10 protein-coding genes are annotated in these 14,622 nt (G+C 61.2%); 6 read left to right on the forward strand and 4 right to left on the reverse strand.

Annotated elements, in window-relative coordinates:
• Window positions 1-160 precede the first annotated feature (160 nt).
• The gene (locus tag ACA047_RS18640) at window positions 161-1,000 is read left to right on the forward strand and encodes an NAD-dependent protein deacetylase (protein WP_497351766.1); all 840 of its coding nucleotides are present in this window, start codon (window positions 161-163) and stop codon (window positions 998-1,000) included.
• Between the two features lie 119 nt (window positions 1,001-1,119).
• On the opposite strand, the gene ACA047_RS18645 is transcribed toward ACA047_RS18640, so the two are convergent.
• Complete coding sequence (locus ACA047_RS18645) at window positions 1,120-2,022, reverse strand: LysR family transcriptional regulator (RefSeq protein ID WP_497351768.1); 903 nt, start codon at window positions 2,020-2,022, stop codon at window positions 1,120-1,122.
• A gap of 234 nt (window positions 2,023-2,256) precedes the next feature.
• Here ACA047_RS18645 and ACA047_RS18650 point away from each other — a divergent pair, with 234 nt between their 5' ends.
• Genes ACA047_RS18650 through ACA047_RS18660 form a run of 3 tightly spaced genes read left to right on the forward strand, consistent with a single transcriptional unit; the run spans window position 2,257 to window position 4,849 of the window.
• Window positions 2,257-2,955 (forward strand): CoA transferase subunit A, encoded by a 699-nt coding sequence (locus ACA047_RS18650; protein ID WP_497351770.1) that lies wholly within the window; start codon window positions 2,257-2,259, stop codon window positions 2,953-2,955.
• Window positions 2,956-2,990: 35 nt separating this feature from the next.
• Window positions 2,991-3,656 (forward strand): CoA transferase subunit B, encoded by a 666-nt coding sequence (locus ACA047_RS18655; protein ID WP_072406966.1) that lies wholly within the window; start codon window positions 2,991-2,993, stop codon window positions 3,654-3,656.
• Between the two features lie 11 nt (window positions 3,657-3,667).
• Window positions 3,668-4,849 carry an acetyl-CoA C-acetyltransferase gene (locus tag ACA047_RS18660; protein WP_497351773.1) on the forward strand — a complete coding sequence of 394 codons (1,182 nt, stop codon included), beginning with the start codon at window positions 3,668-3,670 and terminating at the stop codon, window positions 4,847-4,849.
• Between the two features lie 250 nt (window positions 4,850-5,099).
• Here ACA047_RS18660 and ACA047_RS18665 read toward each other — a convergent pair whose 3' ends face one another.
• Complete coding sequence (locus ACA047_RS18665; protein ID WP_497351775.1) at window positions 5,100-5,813, reverse strand: FadR/GntR family transcriptional regulator; 714 nt, start codon at window positions 5,811-5,813, stop codon at window positions 5,100-5,102.
• A 337-nt stretch (window positions 5,814-6,150) separates the two neighbouring features.
• On the opposite strand from ACA047_RS18665, the gene ACA047_RS18670 reads away from it, so the two are divergent.
• Window positions 6,151-7,497, forward strand: a complete 1,347-nt coding sequence (locus ACA047_RS18670; RefSeq protein WP_497351777.1) for an MFS transporter — start codon at window positions 6,151-6,153, stop codon at window positions 7,495-7,497.
• Window positions 7,498-7,526: 29 nt separating this feature from the next.
• Complete coding sequence (gene gudD, locus ACA047_RS18675; protein WP_497351779.1) at window positions 7,527-8,870, forward strand: glucarate dehydratase; 1,344 nt, start codon at window positions 7,527-7,529, stop codon at window positions 8,868-8,870.
• A 124-nt stretch (window positions 8,871-8,994) separates the two neighbouring features.
• On the opposite strand, the gene glgB is transcribed toward gudD, so the two are convergent.
• Together glgB and treS are read right to left on the reverse strand one after the other, a co-directional pair.
• The gene (gene glgB, locus ACA047_RS18680; RefSeq protein WP_497351781.1) at window positions 8,995-11,229 is read right to left on the reverse strand and encodes a 1,4-alpha-glucan branching protein GlgB; all 2,235 of its coding nucleotides are present in this window, start codon (window positions 11,227-11,229) and stop codon (window positions 8,995-8,997) included.
• Between the two features lie 11 nt (window positions 11,230-11,240).
• On the reverse strand, window positions 11,241-14,585 hold the full coding sequence (gene treS, locus ACA047_RS18685; RefSeq protein ID WP_497351783.1) for a maltose alpha-D-glucosyltransferase: 3,345 nt from the start codon (window positions 14,583-14,585) through the stop codon (window positions 11,241-11,243).
• Window positions 14,586-14,622: the final 37 nt, after the last annotated feature.

The raw sequence follows: 14,622 nt of genomic DNA on the forward strand, positions 1-14,622 counted from the left end.
TTGGCTTCGGTTCAGGAAGTACCGCACATAGAAGGTGGATGTCGCGCAGCCGGGGAAAGTTTGAAGAAACCGCCGCGCAGGGCGACGAAAGGCGTTACCGCGACCGGCGGCTCCACCTCAGTGCTAACCTCAATGACTCCAGGCCAGCGGAGAAACACACATGTCGGACGATCTTCACCGTGAACCGCTCGATCAATTGCTGGAGCACATGGCCGGGCGCCGCTTCCTGGTACTCACCGGTGCCGGCATCAGCACCCCGTCGGGCATTCCCGACTACCGGGACAGCGACGGTGTGCGACGGGGTCGACAACCCATGATGTATCAGGAGTTCCTCGCCAAGCCCGAGGCGCGCCAGCGTTACTGGGCGCGGGCGATGCTGGGCTGGCCGCGGGTGCGACAGGCCCGGCCGAACGTGGCCCACGAGGCCCTGGCGAGATTGCAGGAGCAACAACGCATCACCGGTCTCATTACCCAGAACGTCGACACATTGCATGATCAGGCCGGCAGCCAGGACGTGATCGAACTCCACGGTAGCCTGCACCGCGTGCTGTGCCTGGATTGCAGCCAGCGCAGCGAGCGACAGCAAATCCAGCTGTCGATGGAAACTGAAAACCCTTACCTGGCCGGTGTCGATGCAGTGCAGGCACCCGACGGCGACACCCTACTGGACTCGAGCTTCGAGGCGCGTTTCCAAGTGCCCCGTTGCCCCCATTGCGGCGGCGAGCGCTTGAAACCCGACGTGGTCTTTTTCGGCGAAAATGTCGCCGCCACCACCGCAGCTCGCGCTATGCAGGCCGTCGAGGAAGCGGACGGCCTGCTGGTGGTGGGCTCGTCGCTGATGGCCTGGTCGGCGTTTCGCTTGTGCCGGGCGATCAAGGACCGGGGCAAGCCGCTGCTGGCGATCAATCGGGGCAAGACCCGGGCCGATGAGTGGCTGGATCTGAAACTTGAAGAGCCGTGCGAGCGATTGTTGCCGCTACTGACACAGCGCCAGTTCTAAAGAACAACCTATAACCCTTGTGGAAGCGAGCCTGCTCGCGATAGCGGTTTTTCAGCTTGCATCCATGTTGAATGTGCCACCGCATCGCGAGCAGGCTCGCTCCCACAGCAATTGCGGAGTTAGCGCACGGCCAGCTGCGCACCAAGGTCCTGATCCTTGAACGTATCGAACAACGCCTGCGCCGCCGCTGACAGTTCGTGTCCAGGCTTGGTCAACACGCCGATGGCCCGCTCTATCACCGGATCGCTGAGGGTGATGCAGTGGGCGCCCAGCTCATGCATCTGCCCGACACACAGCGCTGGCACGGCGCTCACCCCCAACCCGCTGGCGACCATCCGCCCGACCGTCGCCAGTTGGTGGCTTTCAAACTCTACGGGCAGTTTCATGCCCCGGGCCTGCAAATGCTCTTCGAGCATCACCCGCACGGTGGAGGGCCGTTGCAAGGTGATAAACGGCTGCTCCAGCAAGGTTTGCCACTGGATTTCGCTGCACTGGGCCAGCGCAGAATCCAGCGGCACCACCGCGACGAAGCGGTCCAGGTACAGCGGGGTGAAGACCAGGGAGGAACTCTGCATCGGCTCGAACGCCACGCCCAGTTCGACGTGACGATCCCGGACCATTTCCAGTACCTGTTCGTTGATCACATCGTTGACCGTGACATTGACATTCGGATAGCGGGCGCGGAAGGTCTTGAGGATCGGCGGCAATAGGTTGCCGGCAAATGAAGGCATCGCCGCCAACGTCACTCGGCCGCGCTGCAAAGTGAAACGCTGACGCATTTCATCCTCGGCGTTATCCCAGTCGGCAATCAGCCGCCGGGCCAGAGGCAGCAAGGACTCGCCTTCGGGCGTCAGTGCCACGTTACGGGTATTGCGGCTGAACAGGCGCCCGCCCAGGCCCTCTTCCAGGGCCTTGATGGTCAGGCTCAGGGCCGACTGGGACAGGTGCAGTCGCTCGCAGGCCACGGCGAAGCTCAGGCTCTGGGCCACGGCGAGGAAAGCGCGGATTTGCTTGAGGGTCATGAGCGTCTTGTGTCCGGATGCGTAGGAGCTGCCGAAGGCTGCGATCTTTTGATCTTGATCTTTCGCTTGAGATTTAACAGGCGGTGGAAAGATCGCAGCCTTCGGCAGCTCCTACAGGAGAACTATTATTGAGTTTTATCAATCAATCCAACCTAAAAATCAACTTAACAAATATATGACTTGGCGCAACACTGCATTTCATTGCGACCCCATCAAGAATTAAAAGAGGTGTCTATGGCTGGTTTCGACAAACGCGTGAGCTCTTATGAAGAGGCGCTGGAAGGCTTGAAGGACGGCATGACCGTCATCTCTGGCGGCTTCGGCCTCTGCGGCATTCCGGAAAACCTGATCGCCGAGATCAAGCGCAGGGGCATCCGCGAGCTCACCGTGGTTTCGAATAACTGCGGCGTCGACGGTTTCGGCCTCGGCGTGCTGCTGGAAGACCGGCAGATCCGCAAAGTGGTGGCCTCCTACGTGGGTGAAAATGCCCTCTTCGAGCAGCAACTGCTAAGCGGCGAAATCGAAGTCGAACTCACCCCCCAAGGCACTCTCGCCGAAAAAATGCGCGCCGGCGGCGCAGGCATCCCGGCGTTCTTCACCGCCACGGGCGTTGGCACTCCGGTGGCCGAAGGCAAGGAAGTGCGTGAATTCCATGGTCGCCAGTACCTCATGGAAGAATCCATCACCGGCGACTTCGCCATTGTCAAAGGCTGGAAAGCCGACCATTTCGGCAACGTGATCTATCGCCACACTGCCCAGAACTTCAACCCGCTGGCCGCCACTGCCGGCAAGATTACCGTGGTGGAAGTCGAAGAAATCGTCGAACCCGGCGAGCTGGACCCGGCGCAGATCCACACCCCAGGGATCTACGTCGACCGGGTCATTTGCGGCACGTTCGAAAAGCGCATCGAACAGCGCACCGTGCGTAAGTGATCCCCTGCCCCCGGCCCGAATGAAGGAATAACAACATGGCACTTTCCCGCGAACAAATGGCTCAACGCGTCGCCCGCGAAATGCAGGACGGCTACTACGTGAACCTCGGCATCGGCATTCCGACCCTGGTCGCCAACTACATCCCTGAAGGCATGGAAGTCATGCTGCAGTCGGAAAACGGCCTGCTCGGCATGGGCGCTTTCCCCACCGAAGCCGAAGTCGATGCCGACATGATCAACGCCGGCAAACAGACCGTCACCGCGCGCATCGGCGCCTCGATCTTCTCTTCGGCCGAATCGTTTGCCATGATCCGCGGCGGCCACATCGACCTGACCGTACTCGGCGCGTTCGAGGTTGACGTCGAAGGTAACATTGCCTCGTGGATGATCCCTGGCAAGCTGGTCAAGGGCATGGGCGGCGCGATGGACCTGGTGGCCGGTGCCGAGAACATCATCGTCACCATGACCCACGCATCCAAGGACGGCGAGTCGAAACTGCTGCCCCGTTGCAGCCTGCCGCTGACCGGCGCCGGCTGCATCAAGCGGGTCCTGACAGACCTGGCCTACCTGGAAATCCAGGACGGCGCCTTCATCCTGAAGGAACGTGCGCCGGGGGTCAGCGTCGAGGAAATCATCGCCAAGACCGCCGGTAAACTGATCGTGCCAGACCACGTCCCTGAAATGCAGTTCGCTGCACAATGAGGAGAGATTCGATGCAAGAAGTCGTGATTGTCGCCGCCACCCGCACTGCCATCGGCAGCTTCCAGGGTTCGTTGGCCTCCATTCCCGCACCGCAACTCGGCGCAGCGGTGATCCGTCGCCTGCTGGAACAGACCGGTCTTTCTGGTGAGCAGGTTGATGAGGTGATTCTCGGCCAGGTGTTGACCGCAGGCAGCGGCCAGAACCCAGCCCGCCAAGCGTCGATCCTCGCCGGCCTGCCTCACGCGGTGCCGGCGTTGACCCTGAACAAAGTCTGCGGCTCGGGGCTCAAAGCGTTGCACCTGGGCGCCCAGGCGATCCGTTGCGGCGATGCCGACGTCATCATCGCTGGCGGCATGGAGAACATGAGTCTGGCTCCATACGTGCTGCCAGCCGCCCGTACCGGCCTGCGCATGGGCCACGCAAAGATGATCGACAGCATGATCACCGACGGCCTGTGGGATGCCTTCAACGATTACCACATGGGCATCACCGCCGAGAACCTGGTAGACAAGTACGGTATCAGCCGCGAAGAGCAGGACGCCTTTGCCGCCGCCTCCCAACAGAAAGCCGTCGCCGCCATTGAAGGTGGCCGGTTTGCCGATGAGATCACACCGATCCTGATCCCTCAGCGCAAAGGCGACCCCGTGGCCTTCGCCACTGATGAACAACCACGGGCCGGCACCACCGCCGAATCCCTGGGCAAGCTCAAGCCCGCCTTCAAGAAGGATGGCAGCGTCACCGCCGGCAATGCCTCGTCGCTCAATGACGGCGCGGCTGCGGTCATGCTGATGAGCGCAGAAAAAGCCAAGGCACTGGGCTTGCCGGTGCTGGCGAAAATCAGTGCCTACGCCAACGCGGGCGTCGACCCGGCAATCATGGGCATTGGCCCGGTTTCAGCCACCCGCCGCTGCCTGGATAAGGCAGGTTGGTCGCTGGATCAACTGGACCTGATCGAAGCCAACGAAGCCTTCGCCGCCCAGTCGCTGGCCGTGGCACGGGAACTGAAATGGGACTTGGACAAGGTTAACGTCAATGGTGGCGCTATCGCCCTGGGCCATCCAATCGGCGCTTCGGGTTGCCGGGTACTGGTGTCGCTGCTGCATGAAATGATCAAGCGCGATGCCAAGAAAGGCCTCGCCACATTGTGCATCGGCGGTGGTCAGGGCGTGGCCCTGGCACTGGAACGGGCGTAACCGGCAACGAGCTCAACGGTGGGTGAGCGGACCCACGAACATCCGCGCACCCACTGGCAACACCACCGGCGCAACCTTGGTTGCGCCGGTTTTTTTTGCCTGTTGGTTTTGAGCATGGCTTGCCGGCCCCATCGCGAGCAAGCTCGGCTCCCACAGGGGATCTCGGGTGTTCACAAATCCGGTGTTTACCACAAACTCTGTGGGAGCTGAGCTTGCTCGCGATAGCGGTGGGTCAGGTGACGATGCGTTGTCAGGCCCCCGCACCAAAGCGGTCACGGCTGTTGGTCAGGTGCAGCCACATGGCGGCGCGGGCGGCGTCTGGGTCTTGGCGTTTGATGGCGTTGAAGATCGCCTCATGTTCCAGGTTCGCCAGTTGCGCCAGTTTCCCGAGGTCTGCCTGGCCGCGTTCGGCCACGTTCACTCGGGTCCTGGGGATCATCGCACTGCCCAGGTGCTGCATGATTTCGACAAAACAAGTGTTGTCCGTGGCTTCGGCGATGAGCAGGTGGAAGCGCCGGTCAGCTTCGACACAGCTGTCGTTGTTGCTGAACAACCGCTGATAGTCATCCAGGGCCTGGCGCATCTGCTGTAAATGGTCTTCGCTGCGACGTTGGGCGGCCAGGGCCGCCGCCTGGGTTTCCAGGCCCATGCGCAACTCCAGAATTCCCCTTACGCCCGCCGCGGTATCGACATTGAGCCGCAGCCCAGGCTCGCCCGTTTGCTCCAGCACAAAAGTGCCAATGCCATGACGGGTTTCCACCAACCCCGACGCTTGCAGCTTGGAAATTGCCTCGCGCACTACCGTACGGCTGACGCCATGCGCCTGCACGATAGCCCCTTCCGATGGCAGCTTCTGCCCTGGCTTCAACTGCCCCAGCAAGATGCTCTGGCTCAGCTTCGCCACCAAGTCATGGGCCAGGTTGTGGGTGCGCTTGCGCAGGGGCGCTTCGGTGTCTTGCGGCATCGCCAGGGTTCCTCGAAAACAGGCTGATAGATCCTATCATCAGCGGGCTTGAGCGGGATCATCGCCGAACCGCAAACTTGTATGATAACCATGGATATTCAGCCATTTTAATTAGGCTCAAACACCCCAAAGAGATTACTTCGCAAGGCATTCCCCCGCCTGACAAAGTGCTAATCCCCTTACAAAGCCCAACAAATACGGCATAAAAAAGCAGACATGTCGATCCAAGGGTGATGAAAAATCCCTTGTAACCAAAAAAATTCAGGTTGTATGATGTCTATCAACATCGACACCTGCACGATGCCCCGCATAAAAATAACGAGTGGGAGAAAAACCAGTGAACACATCCAGCCTCAAGGCGAATGCCGGCGCGGATCCGGTGTTGTTGTCGGCCATAGCCAAGGTCAAGCGCCACATCCTGCCGCTGTTCGTCATCATGTTTATCGTCAACTACATCGACCGCGTGAACATCGGCTTCGTGCGTGCCCATATGGAGCAAGACCTGGGCATCGGTGCAGCCGCCTATGGCTTTGGTGCCGGCCTGTTCTTCATCGGTTACGCCCTGTTCGAAGTGCCCTCCAACATGCTGCTGCAAAAGATCGGTGCCCGCATCTGGCTCACCCGCATCATGCTCACCTGGGGCCTGGTGGCAGCGGGCATGGCCTTCATCCAGAACGAAACCCACTTCTACATCCTGCGCTTCCTCTTGGGCGTGGCCGAAGCCGGTTTCTTCCCTGGGGTGATTTATTACTTCACCCGCTGGTTACCGGGTGTTGAACGCGGCAAAGCCATCGCCATTTTCCTCAGCGGCTCGGCCATCGCCTCGCTAATCTCCGGTCCGTTGTCGGGGTTGCTGCTGCAAATCAACGGCCTGGGCATGCACGGCTGGCAGTGGATGTACTTCATCGAAGGGCTGTTCTCCGTCGGCCTGTGCGTCTTCGTCTGGTTCTGGTTGGACTCCAAGCCTCACGACGCCAAATGGCTGAGCCGTGAGGAACAGGACGCGCTGGTCAAGACCATCGACGATGAACAGCGGGCCCGCGAAGCTGCTTCGCCGATCAAACTGTCCATCGGCCAGTTGCTCAAGGATCGCCAGATCATCCTGTTTTGCCTGATCTACTTCTTCATTCAACTGACGATCTACGCCGCCACGTTCTGGCTGCCCAGCATCATCAAGAAGATGGGCGACCTCAGCGACATCCAGGTCGGGCTGTTCAACTCGATCCCCTGGCTGCTGTCGATTGTCGGCATGTACACCTTTGCCTCGCTGTCGGCCAGGTGGAAATTCCAGCAAGCCTGGGTGGCCACTGCCCTGCTGATCGCAGCAGCCGGGATGTTCATGTCTACCACGGGCGGGCCGATCTTCGCTTTCGTCGCCATCTGCTTCGCTGCGCTGGGCTTCAAGTCGGCGTCGTCGCTGTTCTGGCCGATTCCCCAGGCCTACCTGGACGCACGAATCGCCGCTGGGGTGATTGCGCTGATCAACTCCGTGGGCAACCTCGGCGGGTTTGTCGCCCCGACCACATTCGGCCTGTTGGAGCAGCACACCGGCTCGATCCAAGGTGGCCTCTATGGCCTGGCGGCCACTTCGATCATTGCCGCGATCATCGTGTTTGCCGCGCGTAATACGCCCAAGCCCAAACCCGTATCGACGCCGGCCAACCCAGCCGCCAGTCACGTCTGATTATTCTATTCGTTCAAGGACCCATGCACATGAACCTCCAAGAAGCCAGCAAAGCCCCGATCATCACCAGCATGCAGATCGTGCCCGTGGCCGGCCATGACGGCATGCTGTTGAACCTCAGTGGCGCCCATGGCCCGTTTTTCACTCGCAACATCGTCATTCTCAAGGACAACGCCGGCCACACGGGCCTTGGCGAAGTACCCGGCGGCGAGCGCATCCGCCAGACCCTCGAAGACGCCCGCTCGCTGGTGGTCGGCAGCCCCATCGGTATGTATCAGAAGATTCTCAACACTGTGCGCCAAGCCTTCGCCGACCGGGATACCGGTGGCCGTGGGCTGCAGACCTTCGACCTGCGCATCACCATTCACGCGGTCACCGGGCTGGAAGCGGCATTGCTGGATTTACTCGGCCAACACCTGGACGTACCGGTTGCCGCGCTGCTCGGCGAAGGCCAGCAGCGCGATGAAGTGAAGATGCTCGGTTACCTGTTTTATGTCGGTGATCGTCAGCAGACCGACCTGCCCTACCGCAGTGAGCCGGACGCCGACAACGACTGGTTCCGCGTGCGCCACGAAAAAGCCCTGGACGCCGACGCCGTTGTGCGCCTGGCCGAAGCAGCCCATTCGCGCTACGGCTTCCAGGATTTCAAGCTCAAGGGCGGCGTGCTCAAGGGCGACGAAGAGATCGAAGCGGTCACGGCCCTGGCCGAACGCTTCCCCCAGGCACGCATTACCCTGGACCCGAACGGCGCCTGGTCACTCAAGGAAGCCATCCGCCTGTGCCGCGACCAGCACGCGGTGTTGGCCTATGCCGAGGACCCATGTGGCGCCGAGAACGGCTACTCCGGTCGCGAGGTCATGGCCGAGTTCCGCCGCGCCACGGGCCTTAAAACCGCCACCAACATGATCGCCACCGACTGGCGCGAAATGGGCCATGCCATCACCTTGCAGTCAGTGGACATTCCCCTGGCCGACCCGCATTTCTGGACGATGCAGGGGTCCGTGCGGGTGGCGCAGATGTGCAATGAATGGGGCCTGACCTGGGGCTCTCACTCCAACAACCACTTCGACATTTCCCTGGCGATGTTCACCCACGTGGCCGCGGCGGCACCGGGCGATATCACCGCGATCGACACCCACTGGATCTGGCAGGACGGCCAGCGGCTGACCAAGGCGCCGTTGCAGATCCAGGGCGGTTGCGTGCAGGTGCCGAAAAAACCGGGGCTGGGGATTGAGTTGGACAGCGATCAACTGGCCAAGGCGCATGAGCTGTACAAAGGCATGGGCCTTGGTGCTCGGGATGATGCGGTGGCGATGCAGTACCTGATTCCAGGCTGGACGTTCAACAACAAACAGCCGTGCCTGGTGCGCTGAGCCGATCACATGTGGGAGCGAGCCTGCTCGCGATGACGGCGGTACATCCAACATCACCTTCTCAGGCAGACCGCAATCGCGAGCAGGCTCGCTCCCACAGGGGGCTGTGTCATCAGATCTACTACTAACCCTCCGGCCGCAGAATCAACACCGCCAACGGCGGCAGATTGAGTTCCAGCGACAGGTTCTGCCCATGGCTAGGCACTTCTTCGGTGGAGGCTCCGCCGCCGTTGCCGTAGTTGGAACCGGCGTAGGTGTCAGCATCGCTGTTGAGCAATTCCACCCAACGCCCGGCGAACGGCACACCGATCCGATAGGCGGCGCGCGGCACTGGTGTGAAGTTGGCGACCACCAGCACCGGTCGCCCTTCCTTGCTCCAGCGTAGCCACGCGTAGACGCTGTTGACCGCATCGTCGCCAATCAACCACTGGAAGCCCTGGGGCGCGTCATCCTGGTCATGCAGCGCCGGTTCTTCGCGATAGAGCCGGTTCAGATCGCTGACCAGTTGCTGCACCCCACGGTGTTCCGGGTATTGCAGCAAGTACCAGTCCAACTGCTGATCGTGGTTCCACTCGCGCCATTGGCCGAACTCGCAACCCATGAACAACAGCTTCTTGCCGGGATGCCCCCACATGAAGCTGAGGTATGCCCTCAGGTTGGCGAATTTCTGCCAGCGATCACCCGGCATTTTGTCGATCAGCGAGCGTTTGCCGTGGACCACTTCATCGTGGGAAATCGGCAGGACGAACCGCTCGGACCAGGCGTACATCAGGCCAAAACTCAGTTCGTTGTGGTGATGGGCGCGGTACACCGGGTCCTGCTGGATGTAGTGCAGCGAATCGTGCATCCAGCCCATGTTCCATTTATAGGAGAAGCCCAGGCCGCCCTGTTGCGTGCTCTGGCTGACGCCCGGCCAGGCGGTGGATTCTTCGGCAATGACCAACGCACCTGGGGTTTCCAGCGCCACCACGTCGTTGAGGTGCCGCAGAAAGTCGATGGCTTCCAGGTTTTCGCGACCGCCGTGGCGGTTGGGCACCCACTCACCCGCCTTGCGCGAATAGTCGCGGTATAACATCGAGGCCACCGCATCGACACGCAAGCCGTCGATGTGGAAATGCTTCAACCAGTGCAGGGCCGAAGCCAGCATGAAACCGTGGACTTCCGTGCGACCCAGGTTGTAGATCAGCGTGTCCCAATCCTGGTGAAAGCCTTCCAGCGGGTTGCCGTATTCGTACAGCGCCGTGCCGTCGAATTGGGCCAAGCCGTGAGTGTCGGTAGGAAAATGCGCCGGCACCCAGTCGAGGATCACCCCGATGTTGGCCTGGTGACAGGCGTTAATGAACGCGGCGAAATCGTCCGGCGAACCAAAACGCGCCGTCGGGGCAAACTGTGACAGCGGTTGATAACCCCAGGAGCCACCGAACGGGTGCTCCATGATCGGCATCAGCTCGATGTGGGTAAAGCCCAGGTCCTTGACGTAAGGCACCAGCCGTTCGGCCATTTCATGCCAGTTGTATTGCCGGGCAACCTCCCCTGCCTCGTCGATTTCGCACTGCCAGGAACCGGCGTGCAATTCGTAGATCGACAGCGGCGCACCGGGCAACTGCCGCTCAGCGCGGTGCTGCATCCATTCGTCGTCCTGCCATTCGATCTTCAACGGCGCGGCGACTTTCGAGGCGGTGTCTGGCGGCATTTGGGTGGCCAATGCCACCGGATCAGCCTTGAGCGGCAGGATGCCGTGGGCCCCAAGGATTTCATATTTGTAGCCTTCGCCCGCGCCGAGCCGAGGGATGAACAACTCCCACACGCCGGACGGATAACGGATGCGCATCGGATGCCGCCGCCCATCCCAGACGTTGAAATCGCCCACCACCGACACCCGTCGAGCGTTCGGCGCCCACACGGCAAAGCGCACGCCATCGACGCCATCGACAGTGGTCAGTTGCGCACCGAGGCAGGAACTGAGGTCACGGTGATTGCCTTCGCCAAACAGGTAAAGGTCCATTTCCCCCAGCAACTGCCCGAAGCTGTAAGGATCCTCCGCCACTTGCTCGCCGCCGGCCCAACGGGTACGCAGCAGGTACGCCTGGGCACGGTCAAAATGGCCGACGAACAGGCCCGGGGTTTCGGTGAGTTGCAATTCACCCAGTTCGTCACCGCCCTCACGGGCGAGCACCTGCACGCTCAGCGCGCCGGGCAGATACGCCCGGATGAATTGCCCGCCCGCGCCGTCGCCGTGGGGGCCGAGGATGGAAAACGGGTCTTGGTGTTCGGCGCGCACCAGCGCGTCGATGTCATGGGGGGCCGGCAACAGTGACTCTTTGGCCTGCCCCTGTGGTTCCTTGTTCGAGACATTCATGATTTTCTCCACTAAATCGGTCCGGCTATGTCGGAAAAGGGTTTCAACCCGCTCAATAACCCGTACAGACCGTGCAGTGGCACGGGCAGCCAGGCGGGGCGATTCTCGGCTTCATAGGCCACTTCATAGGCCGCCTTCTCCAGGCCGAACAACGCCAGCGCAGCGTCCTCGCCTTCAGCATCCTTCCATTCATGGGCAAGACTAGCTGCCGCCAGCCGATATGCCTGAACAAATGCCTGGCGGGCCTCTTTCAAATAACGATCGGCCACTCGTTGCCGCGCCGAATCGGCATCGGCGGTGCTATCGACGGTGTGCAAGTGAATCGCCATCGCCGCCGCATAATCGAAGGAGCGCAGCACGCCGCTGACGTCCTTGTACGGGCTGTGCTTGCCTCGGCGTTCATGCAGTGGCCGTGCCGGTTCGCCTTCGAAATCGATCAGATAGGCATCGCCCTTGATCACCAGCACCTGCCCCAGGTGCAGGTCGCCATGGACGCGGATGCGCAAGCCACCGACGGCTTTGCCGGCCAGTTCCTGGATGTGGGCCAGAACGGTTTTCTTGTGCTCCAGCAAGCGCGCGACCATGGCCTGGTCCGTCGAGCTCAACTGGCTCTGGTTCTGCTTGAGCAGGCGCAAAGCGTTTTCCACCTGCGCGACCACGTCCTTGCCGATAGCCTGGGCGTCCTTGGCATGGGTGGCCTGCGGAGCGAAGTCCGCATCGTCGGTGGGCTGGGCCAGCACCTGGTGCATTTCTCCCAGGCGCTGGCCGAGCATGCCGGCAAAATCCTTCAGCTCGCCCAAGGCGTTGTAATGCTGCTCCTGCTCGGACACGGCATCGGCCAGCTCGTCACGCAAGGCGCGTTCAAGGTTGTTCTGAGTCCATTCCCAGGCATCGCCCTGATTGCTCAGATACCCCTGGGCAATCATCAACAGCGCATCCTCGCCTTCGGCATCGCGGCGAATCACCGAACCCAGCAGTGGCGAGATGTTGCCGAAACCTGCGGCAGTCAGATAAGCACTCATTTCGAGTTCCGGGTGCACGCCCGAGGCGATTTTGCGGATCAACTTGAGTACCAGGCTGCCACCCACTACCACCGAACTGTTGGACTGTTCGGCGGACAGGTAACGCACTTCCGGCTCGGCGCCCAGGTTCAACGGGGCCAAGCCCTCGGTGGGTTCGAAGCGCAACTCACCCTCCGAGCACGGCAGCACCGTGGCGCTCTGCATGCTTTGCAGCACAGCCCGCACGAAGCTTTCCAGGCTGAATGCATCGGTGATCAAACCAACCTGACGAACCCGCCGCACGCGCGACAGCGCCAGTTGCTGTGGCAACGCCGCGCCCAACTGGTCTTCGGCGAGCAGGCCGAATGGCAGTTGATAACGCAGCGTCTGGCCGCCGCTGGTGACGTCGATTTCGCTGAGCAACACAGGGTGCTGCGGGTCGCCGAAGCGCACGCCATAGACAATATTGACCTTCTCGATCGCGCTGTCCTTGCCGGCAAACCAACGACGGTTCTGCAACCAGCTCGGCAGGATGGTTTGCTCCAGCGTGGTGCGCGACGGCGCTTCGAGTAACTCTTCCAGGCGTTTTTTCAGCACCAGAGTGGTGAAATCCGGAAGGCTCTGAGCCGGTTCCACATGCCAGCTCGGCATCTGGTTTTCCGTCGCCAGGACGAACCAATAGAAGCCGTACGGTGGCAGGGTCAGCAGGAAATTCAGCTGGCCGATGGGCGGGAATGCATTGCCGCCCAGCATCTCCACCGGAACCATGCCAGCGTAGGTCGACAGGTCCAACTCGGCAGCCTGGGCACTGCGCGACACGTTGGCCACGCACAGGATGACTTCGTGCTTGCCATCGGGGCCGGTGTATTCGCGGGTGTAAGCCAGGATCCGCCGGTTGCTCGGCGACAGCATTTTCAGCGTGCCCCGGCCAAAGGCCTTGGACTGCTTGCGCACCGCCAGCATCCGCCGGGTCCAGTTGAGCAGCGAGTGAGGGTCGCCGGCCTGGGTCTCGACATTGACTGACTGGTAGCCGTATTGCGGGTCCATGATCGGCGGCAGCACCAAGCTGGCCGGGTCGGCCCGAGAGAAACCGCCGTTGCGGTCGATGGACCACTGCATCGGCGTGCGCACGCCGTCACGGTCGCCCAGATAGATGTTGTCGCCCATGCCGATTTCATCGCCGTAATACAAGGTCGGCGTACCGGGCATCGACAGCAGCAGGCTGTTGAGCAATTCCACGCGGCGACGGTCGCGCTCCATCAGCGGCGCCAGGCGTCGGCGAATCCCCAGATTGATGCGCGCCCGACGGTCGGCCGCGTAGTAATTCCACAGGTAGTCGCGCTCCTTGTCGGTGACCATCTCCAGGGTCAACTCATCGTGGTTGCGCAGGAAGATCGCCCACTGGCAATTGGCGGGGATCTCCGGGGTCTGGCGCAGGATGTCGGTGATGGGGAAGCGATCTTCCTGGGCCAGCGCCATGTACATGCGCGGCATCAGCGGGAAGTGGAACGCCATGTGGCATTCGTCACCGTTCAGGCCTTGGGCGTCGACATCGCCAAAGTACAGCTGGGTGTCTTCCGGCCACTGGTTGGCTTCGGCCAACAACATGCGGTCGGGGTAGTTGGCGTCGATCTCGGCACGGATCTGCTTGAGGACGTCGTGGGTCTCGGGCAGGTTTTCGTTGTTGGTGCCGTCGCGCTCGATCAGGTACGGGATCGCATCCAGGCGCAGGCCGTCGATGCCCATGTCCAGCCAGTAGCGCATCACCGACAGTACAGCTTTGATGACCTGCGGGTTATCGAAGTTGAGGTCAGGCTGATGGGAATAGAAACGGTGCCAGAAGTATTGGCCGGCTACCGGATCCCAGGTCCAGTTGGATTTTTCGGTGTCGAGGAAAATGATCCGCGTGCCATCGTATTTGTGGTCGTCGTCGGACCAGACATAGAAGTCCCGCGCCTTCGAACCCGGCTTGGCCTTACGGGCGCGCTGGAACCACGGGTGCTGGTCCGAGGTGTGGTTGATGACCAGTTCGGTGATGACCCGCAAGTTGCGCTTGTGAGCCTCGGCAATGAAGCGCCGGGCATCGGCCATGGTGCCGTAGTCTGGGCTGACGCCGCGGTATTCGGCGATGTCGTAGCCGTCGTCGCGCCGGGGCGATGGGTAGAACGGCAGCAACCAGATGGTATTGACGCCCAGATCGGCGATGTAGTCGAGCTTCTCGATCAGGCCGGGAAAGTCACCGATCCCGTCGTTATTGGAGTCGAAATAAGATTTTACGTGAACCTGATAAATCACCGCATCCTTGTACCAGAGCGGGTCTTTGATAAAGGTGGCAGACCGGGGTTTCTTCGCCATTTGCAACTCCTGATGAATTCAATAAAGCCGCTGGAAC

This window comes from Pseudomonas sp. LBUM1664 (assembly GCF_059695895.1).

Coding starts and splice junctions, on each gene's coding strand:
- ACA047_RS18640 (WP_497351766.1), top strand. CDS start 161: ATGTCGGACGATCTTCACCGTGAACCGCTCGATCAATTGCTGGAGCAC.
- ACA047_RS18645 (WP_497351768.1), bottom strand. CDS start 2,022: ATGACCCTCAAGCAAATCCGCGCTTTCCTCGCCGTGGCCCAGAGCCTG.
- ACA047_RS18650 (WP_497351770.1), top strand. CDS start 2,257: ATGGCTGGTTTCGACAAACGCGTGAGCTCTTATGAAGAGGCGCTGGAA.
- ACA047_RS18655 (WP_072406966.1), top strand. CDS start 2,991: ATGGCACTTTCCCGCGAACAAATGGCTCAACGCGTCGCCCGCGAAATG.
- ACA047_RS18660 (WP_497351773.1), top strand. CDS start 3,668: ATGCAAGAAGTCGTGATTGTCGCCGCCACCCGCACTGCCATCGGCAGC.
- ACA047_RS18665 (WP_497351775.1), bottom strand. CDS start 5,813: ATGCCGCAAGACACCGAAGCGCCCCTGCGCAAGCGCACCCACAACCTG.
- gudD (WP_497351779.1), top strand. CDS start 7,527: ATGAACCTCCAAGAAGCCAGCAAAGCCCCGATCATCACCAGCATGCAG.
- glgB (WP_497351781.1), bottom strand. CDS start 11,229: ATGAATGTCTCGAACAAGGAACCACAGGGGCAGGCCAAAGAGTCACTG.
- treS (WP_497351783.1), bottom strand. CDS start 14,585: ATGGCGAAGAAACCCCGGTCTGCCACCTTTATCAAAGACCCGCTCTGG.